Source organism: Olivibacter jilunii (assembly GCF_900607235.1).
Lineage (GTDB): Bacteria > Bacteroidota > Bacteroidia > Sphingobacteriales > Sphingobacteriaceae > Olivibacter > Olivibacter oleidegradans.
On record NZ_LR027852.1, the window covers coordinates 101,214 to 117,121 of the forward strand.

Consider the following 15,908-nt stretch of genomic DNA (forward strand, 5'->3'; position numbering starts at 1 on the left):
AATTGCGTACCTTAGAGGTATTCAAATATAGTATATTTTTATGTTATAAAAAATATTTTTTGATATTATGATAGATCACTTAGATAGAGCGGAATTAGGGCCTTTATTTAAAGAGGCACGATTGTTAAAAAAGATGACTTTAGAGCAGTTTTATGGTGGAATTGCCAAACATGTCAATAATTTTTCGTCGATTGAAAACGGTGGTAGGGTTGTAGGAAAACGGTTAGCAAAAGATATTATTGACTATCATAATATAAGTTTGAAGTGGCTTGAAAAGAAAGAGGGCGCGCCATTTTTATCAAATATACCCTATAAGCATAGACAAGGAGGGAAAGAAGTTCGCTCGGCAAATGAATCGTTAGAGAGAGAAGTACCTTTTTATAATATTCAGCCCGATATGGTATTTAACGGAGCGGATGTTTTTCAGGAAGTGCCCGAATTTTATGTCAATTTTCGTCCTTTTAATGATTGTACAGCCTATCTACCAATATACGGTGATAGCATGAACCCGAAATTTACCGGCGGGGATATAATCATCGTTAAGGAAGTGTCAAACTTGGAAGTGATCCTTTGGGGGGAAGCCTATCTGGTTGTTACCAATGAGCAAGCCAATAAATTGGTTACCGTAAAATTGCTGTTTCCGCACTCAGATCATACTAAGCTCGTATTGCGAGCGGCCAATCCGGAATATGCAGGAGACACCATTGTTGATAAGAAAGCCATTGTCAAACTTTTCATTGTAAAAGGTAAAGTGGCTAGGAAACAGCTATAATATGATCTGTTTTTACGATATTTAAGAACTGAAATGCAAAGCGGTATAAGCAGTTTTAAAGTAGGGTGTCCGTTTCGGATGAAATATTGGTAGAAACAAGTCAACACCAAAAAAAGAAGATATGTATGTAGAACGATTTATGTCCTTTCTGCGGTTTGAGAAACATTATTCCGAACATACGCTAAAGGCCTATGAAAAAGATGTCCGTAGTTATCTGCAGTTTTGGGTTGCCGAACAGATATCATTTGAGGAAGTGGGGCACAAGCAATTGCGGTACTATTTATCGATACTGATGGACAGCGGCCTAGAGGCGTCTTCCATTAATAGGATATTATCCTCATTACGTACCTATTATAAATTCTTACAAAGGGAAAGTCTTTACGGAGCAAATCCTACCTTATTGGTTAAAGCCTTAAAAAAGCCGAAAAAGTTACCTGTCGTTATCCAAGAAGATAAATTGAACCAGTTACTGGATCACGATCATATCTTTCAGGACAATTTTGAAGGACAACGGGATCGGCTCATTATCGAATTGCTTTTTGGAACCGGGATGCGTTTGACTGAATTGATACAATTACAGGAGAAAGATATCGACTATTATAATCAGACGATCCGCATTTTAGGCAAGCGAAATAAAGAAAGGATAGTGCCTATGCTGCCTCATTTAAAACTTTTAATCGAACAATATTTAAAATTAAAAAAAATTGAAAATTTAGATAACAATTCCTTAACTTTAGTCGTTACTATAAAAGGTAAACAAGCTTATCCAAAGCTTATTTATCAAGTAGTAATTCGTTATTTGTCACTGATAACCTCTCAGCAAAAAAAGAGCCCCCATGTGCTAAGGCATAGCTTCGCAACAGCGTTATTAAATAAAGGGGCAGATTTAAATGCTATTAAAGAGTTATTAGGTCATGCAAATCTAGTCGCAACACAGGTATATACGCACAATTCTGTGGAACGATTGAAATCTATTTACAAACAAGCTCATCCCAAAGCTTAAAAAAGGAGGATTTATGAACATTACCACGCAATCTATTCAATTTAAAGCAGACAGAAAATTGGTAGACTTTATTCAACGTCGTGTAGACAAGCTGGATCAGTTTTTTGATCAGATCATAGCAGGTGAATGTTATCTGAAGCTGGAAAACGTGGAAGACGAAGCTAATAAAATTACGGAGTTTAAGTTAAATATCCCAGGGAATCAGCTTTTTGCTAAAGGGCAGGCCAAAAGCTTTGAAGAAGCGACGGATTTGGCGATAGAGTCATTGCGTAGGCAAATAAATAAACACAAAACAAAGACAAGAACTAAAGTGACACATCATAAAGAAGTGCTGGCTGAAGTGCAGGAAGAAGAGCTCGGCTAGTCGTATTCAATTTTTATTGGAAGAATCCCTTAAGGAGAAAGTCCTTGAGGGATTTTTTTCGTTCATTACAACTGTAGCGAAGGGAAGTTGTCTGAAAGCGGAAAAATTTGGAAAAATATTTCCCTGATAATTAAGCTATTTGGTCAGGCGGGCATTTTTTTAGCATAAATATTTTCACTTTTTTTTTGAATTAATACTTTCTTGTCTATCTTTGCAGTCCCAAAGGGAACACAGGGGGTCAGATCAAGAAAAGAGGGTTCCAAAAAGGGTAGAAAGTTCTTAATAGTATTGCCTCCTTAGCTCAGCTGGTAGAGCAACTGACTTGTAATCAGTAGGTCGCTGGTTCGATCCCGGCAGGGGGCTCTAAGTTGGGGGGATTCCAGAGCGGTCAAATGGGACGGACTGTAAATCCGTTGCTTCGGCTTCGAAGGTTCGAATCCTTCTCCCCCCACCATTTAGATGTTGTTTGGTGTTTGTACTCATCGATCGGATTTTCTGATAAAATAGATGTTGTAATGACATACATCCGATAAAATCATCATAAATAAGCGGAAGTAGCTCAATTGGTAGAGCGATAGCCTTCCAAGCTATAGGTTGCGGGTTCGAGACCCGTCTTCCGCTCTTGAATCAAAGAGTTAAAACCGGTATCGGCTTTAGCTTTTTGTTGTTCAAACAAGCCGATGTAGCTCAGCGGTAGAGCACTTCCTTGGTAAGGAAGAGGTCATGGGTTCAAGTCCCATCATTGGCTCGTAAGTGTAAATAAAAAAGAACCAAAATAAAAATTAACTTACTAATACGCATAAAAAATGGCAAAAGAGAAATTTGACCGCAGTAAACCACACTTAAATATTGGTACAATCGGTCACGTTGACCACGGTAAAACCACTACAACTGCTGCTATTACTAAAGTTTTGGCAGATAAAGGTTTGTCAGAAGCTCGTTCATTTGATTCAATTGACTCGGCTCCTGAAGAAAAAGAGCGTGGTATTACAATCAACACCGCTCACGTAGAGTATCAAACTGCAAGCCGTCACTATGCTCACGTTGACTGTCCAGGTCACGCTGACTATGTAAAGAACATGGTTACAGGTGCTGCACAAATGGACGGTGCGATCATCGTTGTTGCTGCAACTGACGGTCCTATGCCTCAAACTCGCGAGCACATTCTATTAGCTCGTCAGGTAGGTGTACCTGCTCTTGTAGTATTTATGAATAAAACTGACTTAGTTGATGACCCTGAGTTGTTGGATTTGGTAGAGATGGAAGTTCGTGAACTATTGTCATTCTATGAATATCCAGGTGATGATATCCCCGTAATCAAAGGTTCTGCATTAGGTGCATTGAACGGTGAAGCTCAGTGGGTAGACAAAATCATGGAGTTAATGGATGCAGTTGATAACTACATTCCTATTCCTCCACGTTTGACAGACTTACCTTTCTTGATGCCTATCGAGGATGTGTTCTCAATCACAGGTCGTGGTACCGTTGCAACAGGACGTATCGAGCGTGGTGTAATCAATACCGGTGATCCAGTTGAGATCTTAGGTATGGGTGCTGAAAACTTGAAATCTACTGTAACAGGGGTGGAAATGTTCCGTAAAATCCTTGACTACGGTGAGGCTGGTGATAACGTAGGTTTATTATTACGTGGTATTGAAAAAACTGATATCCGTCGTGGTATGGTTATCTGTAAACCAGGTAGTGTAACTCCTCACACTGAATTCAAGGCAGAGGTTTACGTATTGTCAAAAGCAGAAGGTGGACGTCACACGCCATTCTTTAACAAATACCGTCCTCAGTTCTATTTCCGTACAACAGACGTTACTGGAGAAATTACGCTTCAAGAAGGTGTGGAAATGGTTATGCCTGGTGATAACGTTACAATCAACGTAAAATTGATTAACGCAATTGCTATGGAAAAAGGTCTACGTTTTGCTATCCGCGAAGGTGGTAGAACAGTAGGTGCTGGTCAGGTAACTGAAATTATCGCTTAATTAAGCATATAGGCATTAGCTAATTGGTGAAAAGCCAATTAGCTAATCGTTTTACGGGCATAGTTCAATGGTAGAATAGAGGTCTCCAAAACCTTTGATCAGGGTTCGAATCCTTGTGCCCGTGCTAAATAACAGTCGGTTTCGTTGGCGTAAAAATGTTAACAGTGAACCGTTAGCTAAAGTCTAAAGAACATATCTCTATCATACAATGGCAAATGTACTTGATTTTATAAAAGACTCCTATCATGAGATGACTCAGAAGGTGTCTTGGCCAACATGGTCGGAGTTGCAGAATTCAGCGGTGGTGGTGCTTGTTGCGTCAATCATCATAGCACTGATTGTACTAGCAATGGATCAATCATCAAGTGCAATATTGAAACTTTTTTACGGTACGACGGCCTAAAATCAAGGAGGATTATAGAATGGCAGATCAGCAATTGAAATGGTATGTTGTACGCGCGGTAAGCGGTAAAGAGAAGAAAGTAAAGCAATATATTGAGGCTGAGATTAATCGCTTAGGAATAAATCATTTGGTTCCTCAGGTTTTAATCCCGATGGAGAAATATTTTCAGATGCGCGAGGGAAAGAAGATCGCCAAAGAAAGAAATTATTATCCGGGATATGTTTTACTCGAAGCAGCTTTAGATGGAGAATTGGAGCATGTTATAAAGAATATCAATAGTGTCATCGGATTTTTAGGTGACAAAGCTGGTAATGCCATTCCGCTGAGACAAGCTGAGGTTAACCGCATACTGGGAACAGTAGATGAAATGAGTGAGCAGGGCGAGATGATGAATGTTCCTTACTATGTGGGAGAGTCTGTTAAAGTAACGGATGGACCATTTAATGGTTTCTCCGGAGAGATAGAAGAGGTGAACGAAGAGAAGAAGAAGTTGAAGGTGATGGTGAAAGTCTTTGGTAGAAAGACACCGCTGGAACTAAATTATATGCAAGTTGAAAAGGAGTAATCTTCTATTACTCGATCCCAACGAATATTTTTCGCCTTAATACAACAAAGTTCAGATTTTACAAAAAAATATTTTGTTATTCTCTGAATTTTGTTGTATTTTTGCGCACTCTAAAAAAGTGTAAGGGCTTCTCGTAATTTAGTCCACTTGAGTGAGAAAAAAACAAATGTTACGTTATATTGCTTCCAACTTACTAACAAACATTTAGTAATTTAAATTAAATCGAAAAATGGCAAAAGAAGTCAGTGCGTTAGTGAAATTACAGGTGAAGGGTGGCGCAGCTAATCCATCACCCCCTGTGGGACCTGCTTTAGGTGCAAAAGGGGTGAACATCATGGAATTTTGCAAGCAGTTCAATGCACGTACCCAAGACAAGCCAGGCAAAGTATTACCGGTTGTAATTACTGTGTATGCTGACAAGTCTTTCGATTTTATCATCAAGACTCCACCGGTTGCTGTTCAACTTATTGAAGTAGCAGGCATAAAGGGAGGCTCGGGCGAACCTAACCGTAAAAAGGTAGGTAAAGTTACTTGGGAACAAGTTGAAGCTATCGCCAAAGATAAAATGAGCGACTTAAACGCTTTTACAGTAGAGTCGGCCATGAAAATGGTGGCTGGTACAGCACGTAGTATGGGTATCACTGTAAGTGGTGATGCACCCTGGAACAATTAATTAACAGAAATCAGTTTAAGAAAGTGGCTAGATTAACAAAAAATCAAAAGGCGGCACTATCCAAAATTGAAGCTGGTAAAGCGTATACTTTGCAGGAGGCAGCAGCACTTGTAAAGGAGATTACCACTACCAAGTTTGATGCGTCCGTGGATATCGATGTTCGTTTGGGCGTAGATCCACGTAAAGCAAATCAGATGGTTCGTGGTATAGCTACCTTGCCTCATGGAACCGGTAAGACCGTACGTGTTTTAGTTTTGTGTACTCCGGATAAGGAGGAAGAAGCTAAAGCAGCGGGTGCGGATTATGTAGGTTTAGATGAGTATATCAGCAAAATTGAGGGTGGATGGACCGATGTTGATATCATTATTACCATGCCTAGCGTGATGGCTAAAGTAGGTAGATTGGGTCGTATTTTAGGCCCTAGAAACCTAATGCCTAACCCTAAGTCAGGAACGGTTACCCAAGATGTGGGTAAAGCAGTTACTGAAGTAAAAGGCGGTAAGATTGATTTCAAGGTTGACAAGACCGGTATCATTCATGCTTCAGTTGGTAAAGTGTCATTTGATGCAGACAAGATTTATGATAATGCGTTGGAAGTAATCCAAACAATTTCAAAATTGAAGCCGTCTGCAGCGAAAGGAACATATTTTAAGAGTATCCACCTCTCTTCAACAATGAGTCCGGGTATTCAAGTGGAAACTAAATCAGTAGCGGGGATTTAATCATGAGAAAAGAAGAAAAACAAGAAATTGTTCAAGCTTTAACTGATCAGATCAAATCTTACGGTAATTTCTATATTACTGATACTGCTGATTTGACTGTTGCAAAAGTTAACAATATCCGTCGCAAATGCTTTGAAAGAGGTATCAAAATTCAAGTAGCTAAGAATTCATTGATCGTTAAAGCTTTAGAAGCAGCCGGAGTTGATTCAGAAGAACTAAAAGGGGTGCTAAAAGGTGCTTCTACTATCCTTTTCTCTGAAACAGGTAATGCTCCTGCGAAATTGATCAAAGAACTCCGTAAAGAGGGTGATAAGCCGATCTTGAAGGGAGCTTATATTGATGCTTCGGTATTTGTTGGAGATGCCCAATTAGATTCGTTAGTTGCTCTGAAATCGAAAGAAGAGCTTATCGGCGATATCATTGGATTGCTTCAATCACCTGCTAAGAATGTTGTTTCTGCTCTTAAGTCGGGTGGAAGTACAATCGCAGGTTTGGTGAAAACTTTACAGGAAAGAGGTTAACGGAACCATTAAAACCGTTCAAGTAACAATAGTTTAATAGAAAAAAGTAAATTCAAAAATTTAAAATAAAATGGCAGATTTAAAAGCGTTTGCTGAGCAGTTAGTAAACTTAACAGTAAAAGAAGTTAACGAGTTAGCTCAAATCTTAAAAGATGAGTATGGTATTGAGCCAGCTGCTGCAGCTGTAGCTGTTGCTGGCCCTGCTGCAGGTGGTGATGCTCCTGCTGCTGCTGAAGAGAAAACATCTTTTGATGTAATCTTGAAAGAAGCCGGTGGTCAGAAATTGGCTGTTGTTAAATTAGTGAAAGATTTAACTGGTTTAGGCCTTAAAGAAGCTAAAGATTTAGTTGACGGCGCTCCTAAAGAATTAAAAGCTGGTGTTGCTAAAGATGAAGCTGAAGCTTTGAAAAAACAACTGGAAGAAGCAGGAGCTGTTGTTGAGATTAAGTAATTCTCATCTAAAGAGATCCTAAATGGTTTTAGACTCCGGTATTTCTACTGGGGTCTATTGCCGTTTATATTATCCCAAAAATACTGTTGGACTGTACAGAACCATCTTTCGGTTAAAACATGTCGCGTGAAGTTTAATTTAAACTAAAATATAATTCCCTTGGCAAACAAAGATATTCGTAACGAAAGAGTAAACTTTGCAACCAGCAAAAGAGTCATCGACTATCCCGACTTTCTGGATGTGCAATTGCAGTCTTTCAAGGAGTTTTTCCAATTGGAAACAACTTCTGATAACCGCCACCAGGAAGGGCTGTTCAAAGTTTTTTCTGAAAACTTCCCTATTTCTGATTCAAGAAACATTTTTGTGCTTGAATTTTTGGATTATTTCATCGATCCGCCACGTTATGATATTCAGGAATGTATCGAACGCGGCTTAACTTATAGCGTTCCGCTAAAAGCTAAGTTACGTTTATCATGTAATGATGAAGAACACGAAGATTTCGAAACCATAGTACAAGATGTGTATTTGGGAACTATCCCTTATATGACACCCAAAGGTACTTTCGTTATCAATGGCGCAGAGCGGGTAATCGTATCGCAACTTCACCGTTCGCCCGGTGTATTCTTTGGCCAAAGCCGCCATACCAATGGCACCAAACTATACTCTGCGAGGGTGATTCCTTTCAAAGGGTCTTGGATCGAATTTGCTACTGATGTTAATAATGTCATGTACGCTTATATCGACCGTAAAAAGAAATTCCCGGTAACGACTCTTTTGCGTGCTATTGGTTATGACTCGGATAAAGATATCCTTGAGTTATTCGAATTGGCCGACGAAGTCAAAGTTAGCAAATCCGGCTTGAAGAAATTAGTTGGCCGTAAATTGGCTGCTAGAGTTCTGAAAAGATGGGTTGAAGACTTTGTAGATGAAGATACCGGAGAAGTTGTATCGATTGATCGTAACGAAATTATCCTGGAACGTGAAACGATTCTGGAAGACGATCATATCGACATGATTATAGATGCCGGTGTTAAGTCTATCATTCTCACTAAAGAAGATAGCTCAAATAACGCTGATTATTCTATCATCTATAACACTTTACAGAAAGATACTTCCAACTCAGAGAAAGAAGCGGTAGAGCACATTTACCGTCAGTTAAGAAATGCGGAACCACCTGATGAAGAAACAGCTCGTGGTATTATTGAGCGCTTATTCTTCTCTGATAAACGATATGACTTGGGTGATGTGGGACGTTACCGCATTAACCGTAAATTGCAATTGGATACGCCTGATGAGATCAAAGTATTAACGAAGCAAGATATCATTGCCATTGTTAAGTACTTGATAAATCTGATCAATTCGAAGGCGGAAGTGGATGATATTGATCACTTGTCTAATCGACGTGTGCGCACCGTAGGCGAGCAGTTATATGCCCAATTTGGGGTAGGACTTTCTCGTATGGCACGTACAATTCGCGAGCGAATGAATATTCGAGATAACGAGGTGTTTACTCCAACTGATTTGATCAATGCACGTACTTTATCGTCTGTTATCAATTCATTCTTCGGAACCAACCAGTTATCGCAGTTTATGGATCAAACCAATCCATTAGCTGAAATCACACATAAGCGTCGTCTTTCTGCCCTCGGACCGGGGGGGCTTTCGCGAGAGCGTGCCGGTTTTGAGGTTCGTGACGTTCACTATACGCACTACGGCCGCCTATGTACGATTGAAACACCGGAAGGTCCGAACATCGGTTTGATTTCTTCCTTATGTGTACACGCAAAAATCAATAACCTCGGTTTTATCGAAACTCCTTATCGAAAAGTTCAAGATGGTAGGGTAGTGGTGGAAGAGCCCGTCGTTTATTTATCGGCAGAGGACGAAGATGGCAAAACCATCGCACAGGCCAATGCAGAATATGACGAAAAAGGTAATTTCACTACACCGAAAGTGAAAGCCCGCTTCGAAGGTGACTTCCCAATCATCGAACCGGAACGTTTAGATTTAATGGACATTGCACCGAACCAAATTACTTCGATTGCAGCTTCATTGATTCCGTTCTTGGAACACGATGATGCGAACCGTGCATTAATGGGATCAAACATGCAACGTCAAGCAGTTCCATTATTGCGTCCACAAGCGCCTATTGTGGGTACTGGATTGGAAGGCCGTGTAGCGAGTGACTCCCGTACCTTAATTAATGCGGAAGGCAACGGAGTGGTTGAGTACGTTGATGCGAACGAGATAAAAATTCGCTATGATCGGAACGAAGATGAGAAATTAGTTTCTTTCGACGATGATATTAAAACATATCGCTTAATCAAGTTCAAGAAAACAAACCAGAGCACCTGTATTAACTTGAAGCCTATTGTTCGTAAAGGACAACGTGTGGTTGAAGGACAAGTGTTATGCGAGGGCTATGCGACCGAAAACGGTGAACTCGCTTTGGGGCGTAACCTGAAAGTTGCTTTCATGCCATGGCAAGGATATAACTTCGAGGATGCGATCGTTATTTCTGAACGAGTGGTAAGCCAAGATATATTCACTTCTTTACATATCGAAGAATTTGAATTGGAGGTGCGTGATACTAAACGCGGGGAAGAAGAGCTTACTTCTGATATTCCCAACGTTTCTGAAGAAGCAACCAAAGATTTAGATGAAAACGGTATTATCCGTATTGGGGCAGAAGTGCGCGAAGGAGATATTCTGATTGGTAAAATTACACCTAAGGGTGAATCCGATCCTTCTCCCGAAGAAAAGCTCTTACGTGCAATCTTTGGTGATAAAGCAGGCGATGTAAAAGATGCATCTTTAAAAACACCTCCGTCAATCCGTGGGGTGGTAATTGATACAAAGCTCTTTTCGCGTGCTAAAAAAGCTGACAAGAAAGAGGAAAAAGCTGCTTTGGAACGTTTGGATCTTAATCATGAGCGTGCCGTTCGTCAATTAAGAGAACGCCTGATCGATAAATTATTTGCTATTGTAAATGGCAAAACATCACAAGGTGTGTATAACGTATACAAAGAGCTTTTGATTCCTAAGGGAGCTAAATTTACGCAGAAGATGTTGGCTGAACTTGACTTTGCTAATATCAACCCTTCTAAATGGACCACAGACGACGACAAGAACGAGCTGGTAAAACAGGCTTTACACTTCTATAATATCAAATTGAATGAGGAGCTTGGAGCTTATCGTCGTGATAAATTTGCCATTACAGTAGGTGATGAACTACCATCCGGTATTGTGCAGATGGCTAAAGTTTACGTCGCGAAGAAACGCAAGCTTAAAGTAGGTGATAAGATGGCGGGTCGTCACGGAAATAAGGGTATCGTAGCGCGTATTGTACGTGATGAGGATATGCCTTTCTTAGAAGACGGAACACCTGTAGATATTGTATTAAACCCACTTGGGGTACCTTCTCGTATGAACCTTGGACAGATTTATGAAACCGTTCTTGGTTGGGCAGGACAAAAACTAGGTGTGAAGTTTGCAACACCGATATTTGATGGAGCTTCCACTGAAGAAGTGGAGGAGTGGGTCGCTAAAGCCGGTTTACCTGCTTCCGGAAGAACCTATTTATATAATGGTTTAACGGGTGAGCGATTTGACCAGCCAACTACTGTTGGTGTAATTTACATGCTTAAATTAGGTCACATGGTAGACGACAAGATGCACGCACGTTCTATTGGACCATACTCCCTTATTACGCAGCAACCGCTTGGTGGTAAAGCGCAATTTGGTGGCCAACGTTTTGGTGAGATGGAGGTATGGGCGCTGGAAGCATTTGGTGCATCCAACATTCTACAAGAGATTCTTACTGTTAAGTCAGATGATGTTATCGGTAGAGCCAAGACCTACGAAGCAATCGTTAAAGGCGATAATTTGCCTACGCCATCTGTACCTGAATCATTCAATGTATTGGTACATGAGCTTCGCGGCTTAGGTTTAGATATCACGTTAGAATAGAGTTTTAAATTTTAAGTTGTGCGTCCTAAGTATTTGTACGTACAACTTATTACGTATAACTCATAACTAAAAAGAGCTATGTCTTACAAGAAAGATAATAAAATAAAAAGCAACTTCACCTCGATTACGATCAGCTTGTCGTCTCCAGAAGCTATTTTGGAGCGTTCCAGCGGTGAAGTATTAAAACCGGAAACCATTAACTACCGTACTTATAAGCCGGAGCGTGATGGTCTGTTTTGTGAGCGTATCTTCGGTCCTGTAAAGGATTACGAATGCCATTGCGGTAAGTATAAGCGTATTCGTTATAAAGGTATCGTCTGCGATCGATGTGGCGTAGAAGTTACTGAAAAGAAGGTGCGTAGAGAGCGCATGGGACATATTAATTTGGTTGTTCCGGTAGCTCATATCTGGTATTTTCGTTCACTTCCAAATAAGATTGGATATTTACTAGGTTTGCCAACTAAGAAGTTGGATATGATTATCTACTATGAGCGATATGTCGTAATCCAGCCTGGTATAAAGGAAGAAGATGGCATCCAGTACATGGATTTCTTAACGGAGGAAGAGTATCTGGATATATTGGATACTTTACCAAAGGAGAATCAATATCTTGACGATAAGGATCCTCAGAAGTTTGTGGCGAAGATGGGGGCTGAAGCGTTGGAAGAATTATTGCAACGAATTGATTTAGATCAATTGTCATATGATTTACGTCACCAAGCCGCTAATGAGACTTCGCAACAACGTAAAAATGAAGCATTAAAACGCCTTCAAGTAGTTGAAGCTTTCCGCGGGTCACGCGAGCGTATTGAAAATCGTCCGGAGTGGATGATTGTTAAAATCGTTCCGGTTATTCCTCCCGAGTTACGTCCTTTAGTTCCTTTGGAAGGTGGGCGCTTTGCTACGTCAGATTTGAACGACTTATATCGCCGTGTTATTATTAGAAATAACCGTTTAAAACGTTTGATCGAAATCAAAGCACCTGAAGTAATTTTACGTAACGAAAAGCGTATGCTTCAGGAAGCTGTGGATTCATTATTCGATAACTCCCGTAAAGTGAATGCCGTGAAGACGGAAGGTAACCGTGCACTAAAATCACTTTCCGATATCCTAAAAGGTAAACAAGGGCGTTTCCGTCAGAACTTATTAGGTAAGCGTGTTGACTATTCGGCACGTTCCGTTATTGTGGTTGGACCAAACCTGAAACTGCATGAGTGCGGATTGCCTAAAGATATGGCTGCTGAATTATACAAACCGTTTATTATCCGTAAAATGATTGAACGCGGGGTTGTAAAAACAGTGAAATCAGCCAAAAAAATCGTTGACCGTAAAGATCCGATTGTTTGGGATATTTTGGAAAACGTATTGAAAGGACACCCTGTTCTTCTTAACCGTGCACCTACGTTGCACCGTTTAGGTATCCAGGCTTTTCAGCCGAAATTAGTGGAAGGAAAGGCGATTCAGCTTCACCCCTTAGTGTGTACAGCGTTCAACGCCGACTTTGACGGTGACCAGATGGCGGTGCATTTGCCTTTAGGAAATGCAGCTATTTTGGAGGCTCAAATACTAATGTTAGCCGCTCATAACATCTTGAACCCGGCGAATGGTACACCGATTACCGTACCTTCTCAGGACATGGTTTTGGGACTTTATTACATTACAAAGGGACGTAGAACAGATGATTCGCGTGTGGTAAAAGGCCAGGATATGACCTTCTACTCGCCGGAAGAAGTTATCATTGCTTATAACGAGAAGAAAATTGATTTACACGCCTTTATTAAGGTTAAAACTAATGTAAAGGATAAAGATGGTAATATCGTTAAGCAATTAATTGATACAACCGTTGGTAGGGTTTTATTCAATCAAGTAGTTCCGGAAGAGGTAGGTTATATCAATGAGCTACTTACGAAGAAGTCTTTACGTGATATCATCGGCGATGTGGTGAAAACCACTGGTATGGCCAGAGCAGCGAAGTTCTTGGATGATATTAAAGAACTTGGTTTCCAAATGGCGTTCCGTGGAGGTTTATCATTTAACTTACAAGATCTTAATATTCCGGATGCGAAAGCTGGTTTAATTGAGCAAGCAACACGTGAAGTAGAAGAAGTGATGAATAACTATAATATGGGATTCATTACCAATAACGAACGTTATAACCAAATTATCGATATCTGGACGCGTATTAACAACCGTTTGACTGCCAATGTGATGGATATTTTATCCAATGATAACCAAGGCTTTAATTCGGTTTATATGATGCTGGATTCAGGTGCCCGTGGTTCTAAGGAGCAGATTCGTCAGCTCTGTGGAATGCGGGGATTGATGGCGAAACCACAAAAATCCGGTTCGTCAGGAGGTGAAATTATCGAAAACCCAATTTTATCCAACTTTAAGGAAGGTTTATCGGTACTCGAGTACTTTATCTCAACGCACGGTGCTCGTAAAGGTCTTGCGGATACAGCATTAAAGACAGCTGACGCCGGGTACTTAACTCGTCGTTTGCACGATGTCGCGCAAGATATGATCGTTACCGAGGAGGATTGTGGTACATTGAGAGGTATTTTCACTACTGCTCTGAAAGATAACGAAGACATCGTTGAACCTTTATATGACCGTATACTAGGACGTACTTCGCTGCACGATGTGTATGATCCGGTAAGCAATGAACTATTGGTTAGTGCTGATCAAGATATTACGGAAGAGATTGCAGAGAAGATAGAGCGTTCTTCAGTAGAAGGTATAGAAATTCGTTCGGTATTAACTTGCGAAAGCAAGCGCGGTGTTTGTGCCTTGTGTTATGGACGTAACCTTGCGTCGGGTAAACGTGTTCAAATGGGAGAAGCGGTTGGTGTTATCGCCGCTCAGTCTATCGGTGAGCCAGGTACACAGCTTACACTTCGTACGTTCCACGTGGGTGGTACGGCTTCTAACATTGCTGCTGAGTCGCAAATCGTTGCTAAATTTGACGGTATCGTTGAATTCGAGAATATGCGTTCGGTAGAGCGCGAAACGGAAGAAGGTAAATTGCACATCGTATTGGGCCGCTCAGGTGAATTCCGCATTCTTGATCCGGAATCTAAGAAGGTACTGATGACCAATAACATTCCTTACGGTTCGTTCCTATACATTGCCGATGGTGATAAGGTAACGAAGGGCGATAGAATCTGTTCTTGGGATCCGTACAACGCGGTTATTATTTCTGAATTTGCAGGTACGGTTGAATTTGATGCGATCATAGAAGGTGTTACCTATCGTGAAGAGTCTGATGAACAAACCGGACACCGCGAGAAAGTAATCATCGATACGCGTGATAAAACGAAGAACCCGGCGATCAAAATTTTGGATAATGCAGGTGATGTAATCCGTACCTACAACTTACCGGTTGGTGCCCACATTGCTGTGGATAATGCCGGTAAAGCAAAAGTGGGGGAAATTATCGCGAAAATTCCTCGTTCAGCTGGGAAGACCCGCGATATTACGGGGGGTCTACCGCGTGTAACTGAATTGTTTGAAGCAAGAAACCCTTCTAATCCAGCTGTCGTAACAGAAATCGACGGGGTAGTAACGTTAGGGGGAGTTAAACGTGGTAACCGTGAAATTCAAATAGAATCACGTGATGGCCAAGTGAAGAAATACTTAGTGCCACTTTCTAAACACATTTTAGTACAAGATAATGACTTCGTGAAGGCAGGTATGCCGCTTTCTGACGGCTCTATTTCGCCGTCTGATATTTTAGCGATAAAGGGGCCAGCTGCTGTACAAGAGTATTTAGTAAACGGTATTCAGGAAGTTTACCGTCTGCAAGGTGTGAAAATTAATGATAAACACTTTGAGACAATTGTACATCAAATGATGCAAAAGGTCATGATCGAAGACCCAGGCGATACCCGCTTCTTGGAAAAGGATGCTGTTAACAAATGGGATTTTATCGAAGAGAACGACAGTATGTACGATAAGAAAGTGGTAACTGATCCAGGTGATTCAAATGTACTGAAAGCTGGTCAGATCGTGTCTCTACGTAAACTGCGAGAAGAGAATTCTAGTTTGAAACGTCGAGATCTAAAACTGGTACAGGTGCGTGATGCAATTGCTGCTACTTCCAGTCCAATGCTTCAAGGTATTACACGTGCATCATTGGGAACCAAATCGTTTATATCGGCAGCGTCTTTCCAGGAAACTACCAAAGTGTTAAACGAAGCGGCTATTAGTGGTAAACGCGATGATTTACTAGGATTGAAAGAGAATGTTATTGTCGGACACTTAATCCCTTCGGGTACCGGTTTACGTAATTATGACCGTATCATCGTTGGATCTAAAGAGGAATATGATCAGTTGTTGGCTTCTAAAGAAGAAGTTTAATAGTTGTTTATTCACTTTATATTATAAAACCCCGAAGGCTAGTGTTCTTCGGGGTTTTTTGTTTCCTATTTATTATCTTTACCGCTAGATATCATTTAGACATACATGCTTA

At 40.7% G+C, this 15,908-nt stretch carries 12 protein-coding genes and 5 tRNA genes; all 17 read left to right on the top strand.

Features of this window, described 5'->3' with window-relative positions:
• The first annotated feature begins 67 nt into the window (after positions 1 to 67).
• Complete coding sequence (locus E0E36_RS16610; protein ID WP_130856888.1) at positions 68 to 772, top strand: LexA family transcriptional regulator; 705 nt, start codon at positions 68 to 70, stop codon at positions 770 to 772.
• Between the two features lie 121 nt (positions 773 to 893).
• Positions 894 to 1,775 (top strand): tyrosine-type recombinase/integrase, encoded by an 882-nt coding sequence (locus E0E36_RS16615; protein ID WP_013665672.1) that lies wholly within the window; start codon positions 894 to 896, stop codon positions 1,773 to 1,775.
• A gap of 13 nt (positions 1,776 to 1,788) precedes the next feature.
• Positions 1,789 to 2,139 carry a ribosome hibernation-promoting factor, HPF/YfiA family gene (gene hpf, locus E0E36_RS16620; RefSeq protein ID WP_013665673.1) on the top strand — a complete coding sequence of 117 codons (351 nt, stop codon included), beginning with the start codon at positions 1,789 to 1,791 and terminating at the stop codon, positions 2,137 to 2,139.
• 290 nt (positions 2,140 to 2,429) lie between these two features.
• Positions 2,430 to 2,502 (top strand) — tRNA-Thr (locus E0E36_RS16625).
• 7 nt (positions 2,503 to 2,509) lie between these two features.
• Positions 2,510 to 2,593 (top strand) — tRNA-Tyr (locus E0E36_RS16630).
• A gap of 94 nt (positions 2,594 to 2,687) precedes the next feature.
• Positions 2,688 to 2,760, top strand: a tRNA-Gly gene (locus tag E0E36_RS16635).
• Positions 2,761 to 2,815: 55 nt separating this feature from the next.
• A tRNA-Thr gene (locus tag E0E36_RS16640) sits at positions 2,816 to 2,887 on the top strand.
• 58 nt (positions 2,888 to 2,945) lie between these two features.
• Positions 2,946 to 4,133 carry an elongation factor Tu gene (gene tuf / locus E0E36_RS16645; RefSeq protein ID WP_013665674.1) on the top strand — a complete coding sequence of 396 codons (1,188 nt, stop codon included), beginning with the start codon at positions 2,946 to 2,948 and terminating at the stop codon, positions 4,131 to 4,133.
• Positions 4,134 to 4,186: 53 nt separating this feature from the next.
• Positions 4,187 to 4,257, top strand: a tRNA-Trp gene (locus E0E36_RS16650).
• Positions 4,258 to 4,341: 84 nt separating this feature from the next.
• Positions 4,342 to 4,536 carry a preprotein translocase subunit SecE gene (gene secE, locus E0E36_RS16655; RefSeq protein ID WP_013665675.1) on the top strand — a complete coding sequence of 65 codons (195 nt, stop codon included), beginning with the start codon at positions 4,342 to 4,344 and terminating at the stop codon, positions 4,534 to 4,536.
• A gap of 19 nt (positions 4,537 to 4,555) precedes the next feature.
• Positions 4,556 to 5,101 (top strand): transcription termination/antitermination protein NusG, encoded by a 546-nt coding sequence (gene nusG, locus E0E36_RS16660; protein ID WP_013665676.1) that lies wholly within the window; start codon positions 4,556 to 4,558, stop codon positions 5,099 to 5,101.
• A 229-nt stretch (positions 5,102 to 5,330) separates the two neighbouring features.
• Positions 5,331 to 5,774 carry a 50S ribosomal protein L11 gene (gene rplK / locus E0E36_RS16665; RefSeq protein WP_013665677.1) on the top strand — a complete coding sequence of 148 codons (444 nt, stop codon included), beginning with the start codon at positions 5,331 to 5,333 and terminating at the stop codon, positions 5,772 to 5,774.
• 23 nt (positions 5,775 to 5,797) lie between these two features.
• Positions 5,798 to 6,496 (top strand): 50S ribosomal protein L1, encoded by a 699-nt coding sequence (gene rplA / locus E0E36_RS16670; RefSeq protein ID WP_013665678.1) that lies wholly within the window; start codon positions 5,798 to 5,800, stop codon positions 6,494 to 6,496.
• Positions 6,497 to 6,498: 2 nt separating this feature from the next.
• Complete coding sequence (rplJ, locus tag E0E36_RS16675; RefSeq protein WP_013665679.1) at positions 6,499 to 7,017, top strand: 50S ribosomal protein L10; 519 nt, start codon at positions 6,499 to 6,501, stop codon at positions 7,015 to 7,017.
• A gap of 70 nt (positions 7,018 to 7,087) precedes the next feature.
• The gene (gene rplL, locus E0E36_RS16680; RefSeq protein ID WP_130856890.1) at positions 7,088 to 7,468 is read left to right on the top strand and encodes a 50S ribosomal protein L7/L12; all 381 of its coding nucleotides are present in this window, start codon (positions 7,088 to 7,090) and stop codon (positions 7,466 to 7,468) included.
• A gap of 159 nt (positions 7,469 to 7,627) precedes the next feature.
• Positions 7,628 to 11,437, top strand: coding sequence for a DNA-directed RNA polymerase subunit beta (gene rpoB / locus E0E36_RS16685; protein WP_013665681.1), 3,810 nt, complete (start codon positions 7,628 to 7,630; stop codon positions 11,435 to 11,437).
• A 78-nt stretch (positions 11,438 to 11,515) separates the two neighbouring features.
• Positions 11,516 to 15,796, top strand: a complete 4,281-nt coding sequence (gene rpoC / locus E0E36_RS16690; RefSeq protein ID WP_130856891.1) for a DNA-directed RNA polymerase subunit beta' — start codon at positions 11,516 to 11,518, stop codon at positions 15,794 to 15,796.
• Positions 15,797 to 15,908: the final 112 nt, after the last annotated feature.

Bases quoted from the DNA above. Each gene is read 5' to 3' on its own strand.
- E0E36_RS16610 (WP_130856888.1), top strand. From the start codon at position 68: ATGATAGATCACTTAGATAGAGCGGAATTAGGGCCTTTATTTAAAGAG.
- E0E36_RS16615 (WP_013665672.1), top strand. From the start codon at position 894: ATGTATGTAGAACGATTTATGTCCTTTCTGCGGTTTGAGAAACATTAT.
- hpf (WP_013665673.1), top strand. From the start codon at position 1,789: ATGAACATTACCACGCAATCTATTCAATTTAAAGCAGACAGAAAATTG.
- tuf (WP_013665674.1), top strand. From the start codon at position 2,946: ATGGCAAAAGAGAAATTTGACCGCAGTAAACCACACTTAAATATTGGT.
- secE (WP_013665675.1), top strand. From the start codon at position 4,342: ATGGCAAATGTACTTGATTTTATAAAAGACTCCTATCATGAGATGACT.
- nusG (WP_013665676.1), top strand. From the start codon at position 4,556: ATGGCAGATCAGCAATTGAAATGGTATGTTGTACGCGCGGTAAGCGGT.
- rplK (WP_013665677.1), top strand. From the start codon at position 5,331: ATGGCAAAAGAAGTCAGTGCGTTAGTGAAATTACAGGTGAAGGGTGGC.
- rplJ (WP_013665679.1), top strand. From the start codon at position 6,499: ATGAGAAAAGAAGAAAAACAAGAAATTGTTCAAGCTTTAACTGATCAG.
- rplL (WP_130856890.1), top strand. From the start codon at position 7,088: ATGGCAGATTTAAAAGCGTTTGCTGAGCAGTTAGTAAACTTAACAGTA.
- rpoC (WP_130856891.1), top strand. From the start codon at position 11,516: ATGTCTTACAAGAAAGATAATAAAATAAAAAGCAACTTCACCTCGATT.